Source organism: Isoptericola halotolerans, assembly GCF_013149785.1.
Lineage (GTDB): Bacteria > Actinomycetota > Actinomycetes > Actinomycetales > Cellulomonadaceae > Isoptericola > Isoptericola halotolerans.
The window spans coordinates 250,534-264,849 of sequence record NZ_JABEZU010000001.1 but is presented as its reverse complement, the minus strand read 5'-3'; the positions used below and the strand labels follow the sequence as shown (position 1 = coordinate 264,849).

13 protein-coding genes are annotated in these 14,316 nt (G+C 72.4%); 4 read left to right on the top strand and 9 right to left on the bottom strand.

The genetic code is table 11. From position 1 onward, the window contains the following. Genes HDG69_RS01330 through HDG69_RS01310 form a run of 5 tightly spaced genes read right to left on the bottom strand, consistent with a single transcriptional unit; the run spans window position 1 to window position 6,659 of the window. Window positions 1-942, bottom strand: coding sequence for a PfkB family carbohydrate kinase (locus tag HDG69_RS01330; RefSeq protein WP_171781984.1), 942 nt, complete (start codon window positions 940-942; stop codon window positions 1-3). A 20-nt stretch (window positions 943-962) separates the two neighbouring features. After that, window positions 963-3,680 (bottom strand): glycoside hydrolase family 32 protein, encoded by a 2,718-nt coding sequence (locus HDG69_RS01325; RefSeq protein ID WP_171781983.1) that lies wholly within the window; start codon window positions 3,678-3,680, stop codon window positions 963-965. Between the two features lie 35 nt (window positions 3,681-3,715). After that, window positions 3,716-4,525: an ATP-binding cassette domain-containing protein gene (locus HDG69_RS01320; RefSeq protein WP_171781982.1), complete on the bottom strand. Its 810-nt coding sequence runs from the start codon at window positions 4,523-4,525 to the stop codon at window positions 3,716-3,718. After that, window positions 4,522-5,547, bottom strand: a complete 1,026-nt coding sequence (locus HDG69_RS01315; RefSeq protein ID WP_171781981.1) for an ABC transporter permease — start codon at window positions 5,545-5,547, stop codon at window positions 4,522-4,524. Before HDG69_RS01315 ends, HDG69_RS01320 begins: the two co-directional genes overlap by 4 nt. Window positions 5,548-5,552: 5 nt before the next feature. Continuing rightward, complete coding sequence (locus tag HDG69_RS01310; RefSeq protein ID WP_171781980.1) at window positions 5,553-6,659, bottom strand: substrate-binding domain-containing protein; 1,107 nt, start codon at window positions 6,657-6,659, stop codon at window positions 5,553-5,555. 119 nt (window positions 6,660-6,778) lie between these two features. Here HDG69_RS01310 and HDG69_RS01305 point away from each other — a divergent pair, with 119 nt between their 5' ends. After that, window positions 6,779-7,846, top strand: a complete 1,068-nt coding sequence (locus HDG69_RS01305) for a LacI family DNA-binding transcriptional regulator (RefSeq protein WP_246255939.1) — start codon at window positions 6,779-6,781, stop codon at window positions 7,844-7,846. 54 nt (window positions 7,847-7,900) lie between these two features. Here HDG69_RS01305 and hisC read toward each other — a convergent pair whose 3' ends face one another. Continuing rightward, window positions 7,901-9,010: a histidinol-phosphate transaminase gene (gene hisC, locus HDG69_RS01300; RefSeq protein WP_171783116.1), complete on the bottom strand. Its 1,110-nt coding sequence runs from the start codon at window positions 9,008-9,010 to the stop codon at window positions 7,901-7,903. Between hisC and HDG69_RS01295 the strand changes: the two genes are divergently transcribed. Then, the gene (locus HDG69_RS01295) at window positions 9,009-9,395 is read left to right on the top strand and encodes a phage holin family protein (RefSeq protein WP_171781979.1); all 387 of its coding nucleotides are present in this window, start codon (window positions 9,009-9,011) and stop codon (window positions 9,393-9,395) included. The two genes, hisC and HDG69_RS01295, sit on opposite strands and share 2 nt — an antisense overlap. A 10-nt stretch (window positions 9,396-9,405) precedes the next feature. On the opposite strand, the gene HDG69_RS01290 is transcribed toward HDG69_RS01295, so the two are convergent. Then, the gene (locus HDG69_RS01290) at window positions 9,406-10,959 is read right to left on the bottom strand and encodes a lipase family protein (RefSeq protein WP_171781978.1); all 1,554 of its coding nucleotides are present in this window, start codon (window positions 10,957-10,959) and stop codon (window positions 9,406-9,408) included. Continuing rightward, a complete protein-coding gene (locus HDG69_RS01285) occupies window positions 10,956-11,186 on the bottom strand; it encodes a hypothetical protein (protein WP_171781977.1) in 231 nt (76 codons plus the stop codon). The genes HDG69_RS01290 and HDG69_RS01285 overlap by 4 nt, the downstream gene beginning before the upstream one ends. Before the next feature lie 117 nt (window positions 11,187-11,303). Between HDG69_RS01285 and purB the strand changes: the two genes are divergently transcribed. Then, window positions 11,304-12,782 carry an adenylosuccinate lyase gene (purB, locus tag HDG69_RS01280; RefSeq protein WP_343036199.1) on the top strand — a complete coding sequence of 493 codons (1,479 nt, stop codon included), beginning with the start codon at window positions 11,304-11,306 and terminating at the stop codon, window positions 12,780-12,782. A 5-nt stretch (window positions 12,783-12,787) separates the two neighbouring features. On the opposite strand, the gene HDG69_RS19275 is transcribed toward purB, so the two are convergent. Continuing rightward, window positions 12,788-13,987 carry an SH3 domain-containing protein gene (locus HDG69_RS19275; protein ID WP_171781975.1) on the bottom strand — a complete coding sequence of 400 codons (1,200 nt, stop codon included), beginning with the start codon at window positions 13,985-13,987 and terminating at the stop codon, window positions 12,788-12,790. 148 nt (window positions 13,988-14,135) lie between these two features. Here HDG69_RS19275 and HDG69_RS01270 point away from each other — a divergent pair, with 148 nt between their 5' ends. Next, window positions 14,136-14,312 (top strand): hypothetical protein, encoded by a 177-nt coding sequence (locus HDG69_RS01270; RefSeq protein ID WP_171781974.1) that lies wholly within the window; start codon window positions 14,136-14,138, stop codon window positions 14,310-14,312. The last annotated feature ends 4 nt before the right edge of the window (window positions 14,313-14,316 follow it).

Here is a 14,316-nt window from a genome sequence, read left to right as displayed (position 1 = left end):
TCACGCCCTGACCAGGTCCGCGCTCCCGTCCAGGTCGGCGCGCCACGGCGGGTTCGCCCCTGCGCGGGCGACGGTCGCGGCAGCGACGCCGCTCGCGAACGTCACGATCTCGGTGAGCCGGGCCGCTGCGGCCTCGGCCAGGGCGCTCCGGCGCCCTGCCCCGTCCAGGCCGGCGCCGAGCAGGCCGTGTATCAGGCCGCCCATGAAGGCATCCCCGGCGCCGATCGTGTCGACGACGTCGACCCGCCGGCCGGGGACGTCCGTGCGGACGTCCCCGGCCACGAGCACCGAACCGGCAGGGCCGCGCGTCCCGACGACCACCGCGGGACCGGCCGTCGCCCAGCGGTCGAGCACCCGCTCGAACGACTCGGCCGGGTACAGCCAGGCCAGGTCCTCGTCGGAGACCTTGACCACGTCCGCGAGCTGCACGAGCCGTTCCACCCGGCGCCGCACGGCGGCCCGGTCCGGGCAGATCGACGGACGCAGGTTCGGGTCGTACGTGATCGTGGCGGTGGCGCGCGCCTCCTCCACGAGCCGCAGCACGTCGCCCGCACCAGGTTCCAGCAACGTCGCGACGCTGCCGGCGTGCACCAGTCCCGCATGCGCTGCCCTCGGCAGGTCGGGCGCCCACGTCAGCGCGAACTCGTAGTCCGCACCACCGTCGGCGTCCAGCCGCGAGGCAGCGACCGAGGTCGGGCCGCTGCCCACGCTGCCCGGTGTCAGCACGACCCCGGACTGCGCCAACCAGGCGACGAGGCGCCGCCCCCGGTCGTCGTGCCCGACGGCGGTGGCGAACCGGGGGCGGTCGCCGAGCCGGCCGAGCGTCACGGCGACGTTGGCGGGACTGCCGCCCGGGTGCTCGCGATGGTTGCCGTCGAGCGCGGTGACGACGTCGGTGAGCGCCTCACCGACGACGAGGACACGAGATGCGGGGGCGTGCACGGGAACGGTGCTCCTTCGGTTCACTGCTGGCAGGGCACGGCGCCCGGGCGGCCCGGCTTCCCGGCGCACGCCGCCGCACCCCGCGAGGAGCCGTCGGCGTCGGTGCGGACCGACGGTGCGAGCGGGGTGACGGTGAGTGCCTTGACGCGGGCGCTGCCACCCTCGGAGAAGACCGACACCCCCGTCGACGCCGCGTCGGGGAAGACCTGGCTCGTGACGGTCCGCAACCCGTCGGACGTGAGGACCTCGACCGACGAACGGTCGACGTACACCCTCAGGCGAACCGTCCCGTCGGCCACCGTGGCGTCGGGCAACGGAGCTGACGACGCCCCGGCGAACACCGGGTGGAACCCGACGTCCCCGGACCTCGTCCGGTCCACCTCGAGCCGCTGCCGGCGCGCGTCGTACGCCACCACCGTGCCCTCGCCGCCGCCGGCGGCGTCCGCGACGGTGAACACGTCGTCCGTGCGCACCACCACCCCGGCACGATCCGCGTCGCGGACGTCCAGCACGAGGTCGAGGCGGTAGACGTCGGCGTCGACGTCGAGCGGGACGGTCGTGTCCGAGACCTCGAGGTTCCGCACCCGGGTCGCTGCGGCGGGCACCGCCAGGCGGTCCACCCCGTCGACGACCTGCTGCCGCAGCTCCACGCGGCCGTCCACGTCGGTCAGCGTGACCTCGCGCGGCAGCGTCATCGCCGAGCGCCACGGGTGGGTGGGGATCTCCTCGGCGTACGCCCAGTCGTTCATCCACCCGATCATGTACCGGCGGTCGTCGGGCGCGTTGTCGAACGAGACCGTGGCGTAGTAGTCACGCCCCCAGTCGAGCCAGTCGTAGCGCTCTGCACCCGGGGACACCGGCTCGTCGGTCGCCACCACGTGATCGAGCAGCACGTGCCCCCAGCCGCCGCGGTTGTTGTCGACGACGCGTACGGTCGCCTCCTGCCCGACCAGCTCCGAGGTGTCCCAGCTCACCCAGTCGAGGTGCTCGGAGTCGCGGCCGGTGGCGCTGCGGACGACCTCACCGTCGACGACGAGGTTGACCGTGGTCTCCGAGCTGCGGGGTGTGGCCGGCTCGTCGCCGACGACGACGTGGTCGAGCGTGAGGTGGCCCCACCCGCCGGTCGCCTCGTCGACGACCCGCAACCGAGCCTCCTTGCCCCGCAGGTCGGCGACGTCCCAGGAGCGCCAGCGCAGGTCGCCGGCCTCGGGCCCGGTCAGGTGCCGCACGACCTCGCCGTCGACGAGCAGCTGGACCTGGAGCGTCTGCGGGTCGGAGTCGGCGCGGCGCCCACCCCCGACGAGCATGCTGACGTGGTCCCCGTCGAGCACGAAGCTCGGCGACGTCAGGGTGCCGACGTTGTCGTCACCGGGCGGGCCGCCCTCCCACGTGTTGATCCGTCCGTCGCCGAGGTGGTGCTCGCCGCCCGCGGTCGACGGGCTGTCCGTGGCCGCGAGGTCCCCGGTGCCGGTCCAGCCGGCGTCGGCGAGCGTCTGCCCGGAGGCTCGCTGCTCGAACCCGTCCCAGAGCAGCGTGCCGGACGGCGGCTCGTTGCCGAGCTGCCCACCCTGGACGTGCGGGTGGTCGCCACCCCCGACCAGCATCGACAGCCAGTCACGCTCGATCGTGAAGGACGGCGACTCGGCGGTCCCCGTGGGTCCGTCCTGGCCGACGAACGAGTTGAGCAGCCGCTCGCCGACGTACCCCGTGACCTCCTGCTGGCCGGGCACGGTCCCGGCGACCGGCTCGGTACCGAACGGGCCATCGTCGGGGTGGCCGGGTTCGTTCGCCACGGTCCAGCCGGCCCAGCCGTCCTCGAAGTCGGCGATCACGTCGCCGTCCGGCACCTCGACGCCCTCGACCGTGCGGTCGGGGGTGAACGTGGTGCCGTCGAACTCACCGACGAAGTACTGGCCGCCGGAACCGCCCGCGACCGCGCCCGGGTTGAGGTTGACCACCATCACCCAGCGGGTGTTCTCCGGGTCGCCGTCGATCGGCAGCTCGAACAGGTCGGGGCACTCCCAGATGCCACCGGTGGCGTTCGCCGGGCCGAAGGTCGACAGGTAGGCCCAGTCCTTCAGGTCGTCCGACCGGTACAGCAGCACCTGGCGGTCGAAGGCTTCGACGACCACCATCACCCAGTAGCCGCCGTCCGGGGATCCCGGGTCGTCGTACCAGATCACCTTGGGATCGCGGAAGTTGGCGCTGTCCCGGTCCAGCACCGGGTTGTCGGCGTACTTGGTCCAGGTGTAGCCGCCGTCGGTGGAGTAGGCGAGCGACTGCGCCTGGACGCCCGCGTGCGTGGGATGGGCGTCGGTGTACGCGCTGGTGTAGACCGCGACGAGCGGCGGGTCCTCGACGGTGCCGAACCCGCTCGTGTTGCCGTGGTCGACCACCACCGAGCCGGAGAAGATGTCCTCGATCGGCACGCCGTCGTCGTCGAAGGTCTGGGCGATGGCGAGCGGCTGCTCGGTCCAGGTCGCGAGGTCAGGGCTGGTGGCGTGCCCCCACGACATGTTCCCCCAACGGTTCCCCTCCGGGTTGTGCTGGTAGTACAGGTGGTACGTGCCGTCGTGGTGGACGAGACCGTTGGGGTCGTTCATCCAGTTCTGCTCGGGCGTGTAGTGGATCGCCGGCCGGTACGGCTCGGGTTCAGCAGCGACGGCGGCGGGAGCCACGGCGAGCGCGAGGACGCCGGCGAGCGCCGCGAGGACCCGCGGGCGGGCAGGGCGAGGCATACGAACTCCTTCGTTCGGTGCGGGGTTGCGGGGGGTCAGGCCTGGGCGGCGCCGGTCATGATCGCCACGGCCTCGGTCATGGTGTGCGACTGCGGCGTGATCGTGGCTGCGCACCGACCGAGCCGCTGGACGTGGATGCGGTCGGCGATCTCGAAGACGTGCGGCATGTTGTGGCTGATGATGATGACGGGCACGCCCTTGTCCCGCAGCGTGCGCACGAGCTCGAGGACCTGGCCGGACTCCCGGACGCCGAGCGCCGCCGTCGGCTCGTCGAGGACGACGACCTTGGAGCCGAAGGCCGCCGCCCGGGCCACCGCGACGGCCTGACGCTGCCCGCCGGAGAGGTTCTCCACCGGCACGGTGACGTCCTGCAGCGTGGAGATGCCCAGCTCACGGAGCTCGCGACGGGCGCTCTCCCGCATCCCCGCCCGGTCGGTCAGCCGTAGCACCGTGCCGAGGAACCCGGGGCGTCGCACCTCCCGGCCCAGGAAGAGGTTCGACGCGATGTCGAGCGACGGCGAGACGGCGAGCGTCTGGTAGACGGTCTCGATCCCGGCGGCACGGGCGTCCTGCGGACGCTTGAAGTGCACCTTGTTGCCGTCGAGGAGGATCTCGCCCTGGTCCGGGGTCTCGGCACCGGTGAGGCACTTGACCAGCGTCGACTTGCCGGCGCCGTTGTCACCGATGATCGCGAGGACCTCGCCGGGGTAGAGGTCGAGGTCCACGCCGTCGAGGCCCACGACGCGGCCGAAGGTCTTGACGAGCCCGCGTGCCTGCAGCACCGGGGTGGCGTCCGGGACGACCGCGGGCGTCCCTGCGGTGGAGGTGTCGTCGATGGTGGTCACTTCCGCACCTTCCTGATCCACTGGTCGAGCGAGACCGCGACGATCACGAGGATCCCCACGGCCAGGGTCTGGTAGAGCACGTCGAGGCCGGCGAGCGACAGGCCGTTGCGGAACACGCCGACGATGAGGGCGCCGAGCAGCGTCCCCCAGATCACGCCGCGCCCGCCGAACAGGCTGGTACCACCGATGACGACGGCGGTGATCGAGTCGAGGTTCATGTCGACGCCGACGTTGGGGCTGGCGGCGTTGGCGCGTCCGATCTGGATCCAGGCCGCGAGGGCGAGGATCACGCCGGCGGTGAGGTAGACGCTCAGCAGCACCCGGTTGACGCTGATGCCGGACAGCCTCGCCGCGTCCTTGTCGTCGCCGACCGCGTAGACGTGCTTGCCCCAGGCCGTGCGCGACAGCGCGACGGCGAGGACCAGGTAGGCGCCGAGCATGAGCAGCACCCCGGTGGACACCCGTACCCCGAACACGGGGAACGTGGTGCCCGTCCACGTCATCACGGCGGGCATGTCGCCGCCTCGCACGGTGGCGCCGCGGGAGTAGAGCAGCGCTATCGCGGTGAAGACGTTGAAGGTCCCGAGGGTGGCGATGAACGGCGGCAGCTTGAGCCGGGTCACGAGGAACCCGTTCAACCCGCCGCAGGCCATGCCGACGAGGAGCCCGAACGCCAGGGCGAGCACCGGGGGCGCCCCGGAGCCGGAGGCGACCTGGGCCATGACCATCGAGGCCAGGACCATGACGGCCCCGACGGACAGGTCGATGCCGGCGGTCAGGATGATGAGGGTCTGTGCCGCCGCGAGGGTGCCGACGACGGCGACCTGCTGTGTGATGAGCGACAGGTTCGACAGCGCGAGGAACCGGTCGTTGAGCAACCCGAACACGATGACGGACAGCACCAGCACGATCGCCGGGCTCAGGGCCGGGTAGCGGTGCAGCACGCCACGGGCGCGCTCGAGCGGGCTACGACGGTCGAGGAACTCTGCGGCAGGGTCGGCCGTGGCCGTGGTGGTGGTCATGGCGATCAGCCCCAGCAGATCTCGGTCGCCTCGGTCGAGTCGATCGACTCGACACCGTCGACCGGAGTGTCGGTGACCAGCTCGACACCGGTGTTGAAGAAGTCCAGGCCCTCGCTCGTCTCGGGCGTGGCGCCCTCGGTGGCGAGCTGCGCGATCGCCTCGACGCCCATCTCGGCCATCCGCACGGGGTACTGCTGGCTCGTGGCGTCGATGACGCCCTCCTCCACGTTCTGCACGCCGGCGCACCCGCCGTCGACGGAGACGACGAGCACGTCGTCGCTCGTCTTGCCGGCGGCCTCCAGGGCCTGGAAGGCGCCGTACGCGGCGGGCTCGTTGATCGTGTAGACGACGTTGATGTCGGGGTTCTTGGTCAGCAGGTTCTCCATCGCGGTCCGGCCGCCGTCCTCGGCTCCGTCCGAGGCCTCGTTGCCCACGATCTCGTACTCGCCGCCGCTGTAGGTGCCGGTGGGCGCCTCGTCACCGTTGGCCTGCGGGTCGGCGACGTCGATCCCCATCCCCTCGAGGAATCCCTGGTCGCGGTCCACGTCGACCGAGACCACCTTGTCGCTGAACAGGTCGAGCATCGCGATCGTCGCCTTCTCGCCGTCGAGCGCCCCCGCCGTCCACTCACCGATCTTCTGCCCGGCGAGGCGGTTGTCCGTGGCGAAGGTGATGTCGACGGCGTCCGCGGGGTCGGGCGGGGTGTCGAGGGCGATGACGTAGAGACCGGCCTCGCGTGCCGTGCTGATGGCGTCGACGACGGCCGGCCCGTTCGGCGTGATGAGGATCCCGGCGTCACCGCGCGCGACGGCGTTCTCGATCGCCTGGATCTGGGTGTCCTCGTCGCCGTCCTGGCGGCCGGCGGCGAGCGTCAGCTCGACACCGTGCTCCTCGGCCGCGACCTGGGCACCGTCCTGCATCGCGACGAAGAACGGGTTCGTCGTGGTCTTGACGATGAGCGAGACACCGACGGGCCCGCCATCGTTGTCAGCCGCCCCTGGGCTTCCGGCGTCGTCGCTGCACGCCGTGAGAGTCAGCGCGGACAGCGCAAAGACACTGGTCAGAGCTGAGATGCGACGGGCGCGAGAGGTGTCGAACTTCGCGTGGCTCATCGGTGAACTCCTTGATCGAGGGCACGAATGCCCGACAACGTTGTCAGGCACATGTCTATCCGACGGAGGCGGGTAGGGTCAAGACCCGGAGAACGAGGAGAGACCACCACGTGACATCGATGTCAAGCGCCCCGACGCCACGCCAGGCCAGCCGCCGCCCCACCATGCGCGACGTCGCGCGTCTCGCCGGCGTCGGGATCAAGACCGTGTCCCGCGTCGTCAACGGCGAGCCCGACGTCGCGCCGGAGACCGCCGAGCGCGTGCGCAAGGCCGCGGCCGAGCTGCAGTACGAGCCCAACATGCACGCGGGCAACCTGCGGCGGGGCGACGGCCGGACGCACACGATCGGCCTGCTGGTGTCGAGCGTCGCGAACCCGTTCGCCGCGCAGGTGCACCGCGCCATCGAACGGGTCGCCACCGAACGGGGCTACGCCGTGTTCGCCACCAGCCTCGAGGACGATCCCGCCGCCGAACGCCGCGCGATCGCGGCGCTCGCCCGACGACGCGTGGACGGCTACGTCGTCACGCCCGTGCGGGACGACCAGTCCTACCTCCAGGTGCACCTCGACCGCGGCACCCCGATGGTGTGCATCGACCGTGAGCCGAGCGGCATCGACGTCGACACCGTCGTCACCGCCAACCACGACAGCGCCCGGGAGGCCGTCCGCCACCTGATCGCGCAGGGCCACCGACGCATCGCCTTCCTCGGCGACCTCGAGCGTATCCAGACCGCGCGGCTACGCCGGGACGGGTACCTGGCCGAGCTCGCCGACCAGGGAACGCCGGCCGACCCGGCGCTGACCGTCCTCGACCTCCACGACGACACGAGCGCCACCGCGATCACCCGGCGGCTGCTCACCCTCCCGGACCCGCCGACCGCGATCTTCTCCAGCCAGAACCTGGTGACCGTCGGAGCGATCCGAGCGCTCCAGCAGCTCGGCGCCGAGCACGACGTCGCGCTCGTCGCCTTCGACGACGTCGAGTCGGGCGACCTGGTCAGCCCTCGCGTGACCGTGATCGCCCAGGACCCCGACCGGATCGGTCGCCTCGCGGCCGAACGTCTCTTCGCCCGCCTGGACGGCGACGTCGGCCCCCCGCGGCAGCTCGTGGTCCCGACGCGCCTGGTGGTGCGGGGCTCGGGCGAGATCCCCGGCCCCGGGCGGGCCGCCGCTGCCGCGTCGCCCTAGCCCGCCGCGTCCACCTCACGCTCCTCGTCGCACCACGCGGTCCCGCGCAGCGTGTCAGCGCCAGGTCGCGGCGAGCGCCAGGAACGCGTCGTTGGCCGCGACCTCGCCGATGCTGACGCGCATCCCGTCCCCGGCGAAGGGGCGCACGAGCACACCCGCCGCGGCGGCCTCGGCGGCCAGTCCCGCCGTCCGCTCCCCCAGGGCGAGCCACACGAAGTTCGCCTGGGTGTCCGGCACCTCCCAGCCCTGCTCACGCAGGGCGTCCCGCACCCGGGTGCGCTCGGCGACCAGCGCCTCGACGTGCGCGGTCATCTCGGCCAGGGCGGGCGCCTGCAGGGCGGCGATCCCGGCGCGCTGGGCGAGGTGGTTCACCCCGAACGGCGTGGACGTCGCCCGGATGCCGGCGGCGAGCCGCGGCGCGGCCAGCGCGTACCCGACGCGCAGGCCGGCGAGACCGTAGGCCTTGGACAACGTGCGCAGCACGACGACGTTCGGGTGGCGGCGCAGCACGTCGAGCGCGTCCGGCGCCTCGGGGGCACGCACGAACTCGAGGTAGGCCTCGTCGACGACGACGAGCACGTCGCGGCGCACGGACGCCAGGAAGGTCTCCAGGTCGTCGGCGGGCACCACGGGGCCGGTCGGGTTGTTGGGGGTGCAGACCAGCACGACCCGGGTGCGCTCGGTGACGGCGGCGGCCATCGCGGGCAGGTCGAGACGGCCGTCCGCCGTCACGGGGACCGTCACCGCGGAACCCCCGGCGACGGCCGTGATGATCGGGTAGGCCTCGAAGGAGCGCCACGGGAAGACCACTTCGTCACCAGGCTCGACGACGGCCTCGAGCACGTGGTGCAGCACTGCCACCGACCCGTTGCCCACCACGACCTGGTCCGCCGCGAGACCGACGTGCGCGGCGATCGCCTCGACGAGCTCGGTGGCGTACATGTCGGGGTACCGGTTGACCTCGCTCGCCGCGGACTGGATCGCGGCGAGCACGGACGGCAACGGCGGGTACGGGTTCTCGTTGGACGAGAGCTTGTGCGCCGTCCCGCTCGGACGGGCACCCGGCACGTAGGCGGGAAGGGCTGCGACGGCGGCGCGCAGCGGGACGGTGACCGGGGTGTCAGGGGCTGTCTCCACGGCGCCATCGTGCCACCATGCCGTCATGAACCTCATCGCACGGATCGTCGTGACATCGCTCGCGCTGTGGATCTGCGACCTGATCTTCGACAACCTCGAGATCTACGGCGGGAACGACACGCTCGGCCAGATCCTCGTCGTCCTTGCCGTCGCGACGATCTTCTCGCTGGTCAGCATGATCGTGAAGCCCATCGTCTCCCTGATCTCCCTCCCGCTGCTGATCCTCACGCTCGGCCTGTTCTACCTGCTGATCAACGCGTTCATGCTGTGGATCACCACGTGGATCACCAGCCTGGTGGGTGACTGGGGCCTGGAGATCGAGGGCGGCTTCTGGTGGTACCTGTGGATCGCGCTGATCCTCGCGGTCCTGCAGACGGTCATCGGCTGGGTCATCCCCGGCAAGCGCGACTGACCGGCCCCTCTCACTCGCCGTCGCGGACGCGCCGGACCGCGTAGTACGTGGTCTCGGCGCGTTCGCCGTCCAGGAACGCCTCGATCCGCTCCGCCGTGGCCGCCACCTGGACGTTCTGCACGGTCTGGGCCTGCTCGAGCGTTCGCAGGTGCGTCGCCATCGAGTGCGCCTGCGTGACGCTGCCCGACGCCGCCCGGTCGCGAGGGTCGTCCGACGCGGACAGGTCCCGGGCCACCACCACGCGGTCCGGGCCCACCTCGCCCTCGGCGGCAGACCGTCCGTCGAGGGAGGAGACGAGCTCCTCGGTGTTCTCCAGGTGCAGCGCCGGGACTCCGCGCGGCAGCCGGAAGGTCGCCGTGGGCGCACCCGCGGTGACGACCCCGCCGACCGGGTGACGACGACGGAAGGCCGGTGACGCCGCGAGCGAGGTGGCCGCGATGCCACCGAGCGAGTGCCCCACCAGCACGACCGGCTCGGCCGGCCCCGCGCCGGCGTCCGCGAGCGCCTGCTCGACGGCGACCATGACGTCCGCGGACTCCTGCGCCATCATGTCGAGGTCCGTGGCGACGTCGAACGGGTTCTGTGCCGACAGCATCTCCTGCGTGCCGGGGATCAGCACGGTCCAGCTCACGGCGCCGTCGGCGCCCTCGACCCGCTGCACCGCGATCGTCCCGGGGGGCGGGCCGGGGGCCTCGCGCCCCGGGATCCCGCTGCCGTGCGCGTACAGGTCCGCGGACCTGGCCAGCGCCTCCGCGACATCGCCGGCGCACGAGGCGTGCCAGGCCGGGAGCCCGCCGGTGAAGCGGTCCGGTGCGATCGGCTCGACGGTGACCTCGACGTCGGGCAGCACGCTCCACACCGCCCGGGACAGCACCCTCGCCGCGCCGTCGACGGACAGGTCGAGACCGGACCGGACCGGAGCACCGGCCGCGACACCGATCCCGCCCCCGAGGACGGCCTCGTCCACGTAGGGGGCCACGCCACGCAGCACCCAGCCCGCGACACCTCCCGCACCGGACGGCTCGACGTCGGAGGGCACGGTCGTCGGAGGGGCGTGCGGCACGTCCGGGTCGTCGGACCGCGCCGCGACGCCCGCCAGTCCGTACCGACCCGCCTGGCGCAGCGGATGACCCAGCACCGGGTCGGTGGCAGCGGCGGTGACGGCGAGTCCGACGGTCCCCGCGGTGAACGTCACCACGGCGCCCATCGTGCGCTCGGCCATCGACTCGGCGTGCTCGTACAGCCCGGCGGCGATCAGCAGGCGCATCTCCAGGCTCGCGCAGCTGTCCGCCCGCAGCGCGAGCGCCACCGCGGCGTCGTCGGCCAGCCCCCGTGCCCACCGCACCCGACCGTCCCGGGACGGGTCCGTCACGCCGAGGTGCACCGGTGTCCACAGGTCGCGGTCCAGGGCCGACCTCGCGAACGCGGACGCCGCGGCCGCCACCCCCAGGGCCCGGGCGGTCTCGGCGAGCTGCACGGCGCAGGCCCGGACCGCCCCGGCGTCGACCCGCGTCAGAGCTCGTCCGCCGACGATCACGAGCGTCTCGTGCGGGTCGCGGCTCACGGCAGCAGGCAGGAGTCGGTCGCGCCGACGGCCTGGTCGAGAGTGACGGCGTCGGTGGCGAGCGCGAGGCGGAGCTCGTCCACCGCGGCCCGGCAGGCGTCGCCCGCCGGGGACCGCCAGTCGAGCAGGGCGGCGTGGCCGAGCCGGGCGACGGCGTCGTCGAGCGCGGTCCGGGCGTCCCGCAGGTGGGTGGCGGCCTGGGCGACATCGGTGGTGGTCAGGAGCATGGCCGCGACGCTAGGCGGGTGCCGCCACCTGGTGGCCGACGAGGGAGCCGCCCTGTGGAGGACGCCCGGCGTGGATGGCCTCAGGGGTCGTGGTGCGGTCGTGGGAGAATGCCGGGCGTGACCTCCAAGCCGCAGCACGCACCGACGAACGACACCCGGGTGGACCTCGCCGACGTCACCCCGCCGATCGCGCTGGGGCCGCTCGACGGTCGCTACCGCGGGGCCGTGGCGCCGCTCGTGGACCACCTCAGCGAGGCCGCGCTGAACCGGGCGCGCATCCACGTCGAGGTGGAGTGGCTCATCGTGCTGTGCAACGGCGTCCCCGGCGGCGACGGTCCCGTCGTGCCCGGCGCTCCCTCGCTCAGCGACGCCGAGGTCGCCTACCTGCGACAGATCCCCGCGACGTTCGGCGCGGACCAGATCGCCGAGCTCGGCGCCATCGAGCGCGAGACGGTGCACGACGTGAAGGCCGTCGAGTACTTCATCAAGCGCCGCATCGCCGTCGCCCCCGACGAGCTCGGCGAGACGAACCTGCCGGCCGCGAGCGAGCTCGTGCACTTCGCCTGCACGAGCGAGGACATCAACAACCTCAGCTACGCCCTGATGGTGCGCGGCGCCGTCCTCGACGTCTGGCTGCCCGCCGCCGAGGCCCTGGCCGACCAGCTCGCCGCGATGGCGCGCGAGCACGCGGACGTGCCGATGCTGAGCCGCACGCACGGCCAGCCCGCCACCCCGACCACGATGGGCAAGGAGATCGCGGTGCTCGCGCACCGCCTGCGCCGCCAGCTCCGCCGCGTCGCCGGGGCCGAGTTCCTCGGCAAGCTCAACGGCGCCACCGGCACGTACGGCGCGCACACCGTCGCCGTCCCGGGCGCCGACTGGCCGGCCGTGTCGAAGGCGTTCGTCGAGCACCTGGGCCTGACCTGGAACCCGCTGACCACGCAGATCGAGTCCCACGACTGGCAGGCCGAGGTCTACGCCGACGTCGCCCGGTTCAACCGGATCCTGCACAACCTCGCCACCGACGTGTGGACCTACATCTCCCTGGGCTTCTTCACCCAGATCCCCGTGGCCGGGGCGACGGGCTCCTCGACGATGCCGCACAAGGTCAACCCGATCCGGTTCGAGAACGCCGAGGCCAACCTCGAGGTCTCCTGCTCGCTCCTGGACACCCTGTCGGCCACGCTGGTGACCAGCCGCCTGCAGCGCGACCTCACGGACTCCACCACGCAGCGCAACATCGGCCCGGCGTTCGGGCACTCCCTGCTCGCGATCGACAACGTCCGCCGCGGCCTGAAGGCGCTCGCCGTCAACGCCGAGCTCATGGCCGACGACCTCGACCACAACTGGGAGGTGCTCGGCGAGCCCGTCCAGTCCGCGATGCGCGCCGCGTCCGTCGCCGGTGTGGCAGGCATGGAGAACCCGTACGAGCGGCTCAAGGAGCTCACCCGCGGCCAGCGCGTCGACGGCGAGCGGATGCGGGAGTTCGTCGCCGGCCTCGGGCTGCCCGAGGACGTCGCCGGCCGCCTCGCCGCGCTCACCCCGGCCACGTACACGGGGATCGCCGCACGGCTCGTCGAGGACTACCTCGACTGACGCGGCTACGGCCTGTTCGAGGTGAGGTACCTGGTCGCGACGTAGCCGGTCTTGCCCCCGTGCTTGACCTTGAGCCAGCCGTTCTTCATCGTGGCGAGGTGCCGGACCCGCTGGTCGCGCTTGAGGGTGACGACCTTCGCCGTCGACGTGGAGGGGCCCTCGCGCAGCTGGAGCGTGCTCGGCCGCACCCAGGAGTACGTGTTGCCCGACGTGTTGCGGACCACCTGCGCGCCGTCACGGGTGTCGGAGATGTGCTGGGCCGACACCCAACCGTTCTGCCCGCCGTACCGGACCCGCTGCCAGCTTCCCTTGAGGCCGCGCAGCATGGTGACCTGCGCGTCGGCCGGGATGGTGCGCTTGACCTTGGAGGACGTCGACGCCTTGGCGCGCAGGTTGAGGGAGGACAGCGTGTAGCGCGTCCCCTGCGAGGTGTACCCGGGCGAGAGGTAGTTCTTGTGGATCCAGCCGGACCTGCCGTTCCGGGTGACCTGGCGCCAGTCGCCCGAGCCCGCACCGGGCTTGCCCTTGATCACCACGTTGGGCTGGGGGGTGCGCAGCACCTGGTAGCTCTCACCGGGGCCGCTGCGCATGTTGACCTTCGCCGTCGTGAAGTACTTGCACGACGACGGCGTGGTGCGCGCGTAGTTGCGTGTGGACAGCGACCGCAGGTCGACGCCTCGGCTCTTCATGAACGACAGCGGGTCCACGGTCGAGCCACCGGGATAGCCGCCCTGCCAGATCTCCAGGTGCAGGTGCGGCGACGTCGACGTCCCGGTCGACCCCACGTCGCCGATGCGCTGGCCACGCTTGACCTTCTGGCCCTTCTTCACGTGCTTCGTGCCGTCCACGAGGTGGGCGTACAGCGAGGAGAAGCGCTCGCCGCCGGTCGAGTGGTCGATGACGACCCACTCGCCGAAGCCCCGGACCGATCCAGCGCGGGAGACCGTGCCGGGCGCGATGGCGCGGACCGCCGTGCCCTTCGACGCACCGAAGTCCTGGCCCTGGTGGTACGTCGAGGAGCCGGCGATCGGCATGCAGCGCGGCCCGTAGTACGACGACAGCACGTAGGTGCGATCGGGCAGCGGCGCGGCGACCTTCGCGGCCGCCTGGGCCGGGGCCGCGACCCCTACCCCGGTGAGCGCGAGCCCGAGGGCGGTCGCGACGGCCAGCAGCCACGTGGTGGCCCTTCCTCGGAAAGATCCCATGGCGCCAGCCTCCGTGCCGGTCGGGGCGAGAACTGTTGCTCGCGCACATCACCGTAAGTCGGGTCCCGCGATCCCGCGCGCCGACGGCGCACAGCGAGCAGGCTGCAGGCCCGGCGCCTACGGTGGCAGCGACGAAAGGAGCCGTTTCATGACCACGCACGCACCCGAGCGCGACCCCCGCGTCCCCCCGAGCGACTTCGCCCTGGAGCTGGTGAGACGGGACCCGGCGATCACCGACCCCCGGTTCGCGGACGCCCAGCCCGCGCAGGACCCCGGCCACGAGACGAGCGAGCAGGCCGACGACCGTCGCTTCGACGCCGGCTGACAGC

Coding starts and splice junctions, on each gene's coding strand:
- HDG69_RS01325 (WP_171781983.1), bottom strand. CDS start 3,680: ATGCCTCGCCCTGCCCGCCCGCGGGTCCTCGCGGCGCTCGCCGGCGTC.
- HDG69_RS01315 (WP_171781981.1), bottom strand. CDS start 5,547: ATGACCACCACCACGGCCACGGCCGACCCTGCCGCAGAGTTCCTCGAC.
- HDG69_RS01310 (WP_171781980.1), bottom strand. CDS start 6,659: ATGAGCCACGCGAAGTTCGACACCTCTCGCGCCCGTCGCATCTCAGCT.
- HDG69_RS01305 (WP_246255939.1), top strand. CDS start 6,779: ATGTCAAGCGCCCCGACGCCACGCCAGGCCAGCCGCCGCCCCACCATG.
- HDG69_RS01295 (WP_171781979.1), top strand. CDS start 9,009: ATGAACCTCATCGCACGGATCGTCGTGACATCGCTCGCGCTGTGGATC.
- hisC (WP_171783116.1), bottom strand. CDS start 9,010: ATGACGGCATGGTGGCACGATGGCGCCGTGGAGACAGCCCCTGACACC.
- HDG69_RS01285 (WP_171781977.1), bottom strand. CDS start 11,186: ATGCTCCTGACCACCACCGATGTCGCCCAGGCCGCCACCCACCTGCGG.
- HDG69_RS19275 (WP_171781975.1), bottom strand. CDS start 13,987: ATGGGATCTTTCCGAGGAAGGGCCACCACGTGGCTGCTGGCCGTCGCG.
- HDG69_RS01270 (WP_171781974.1), top strand. CDS start 14,136: ATGACCACGCACGCACCCGAGCGCGACCCCCGCGTCCCCCCGAGCGAC.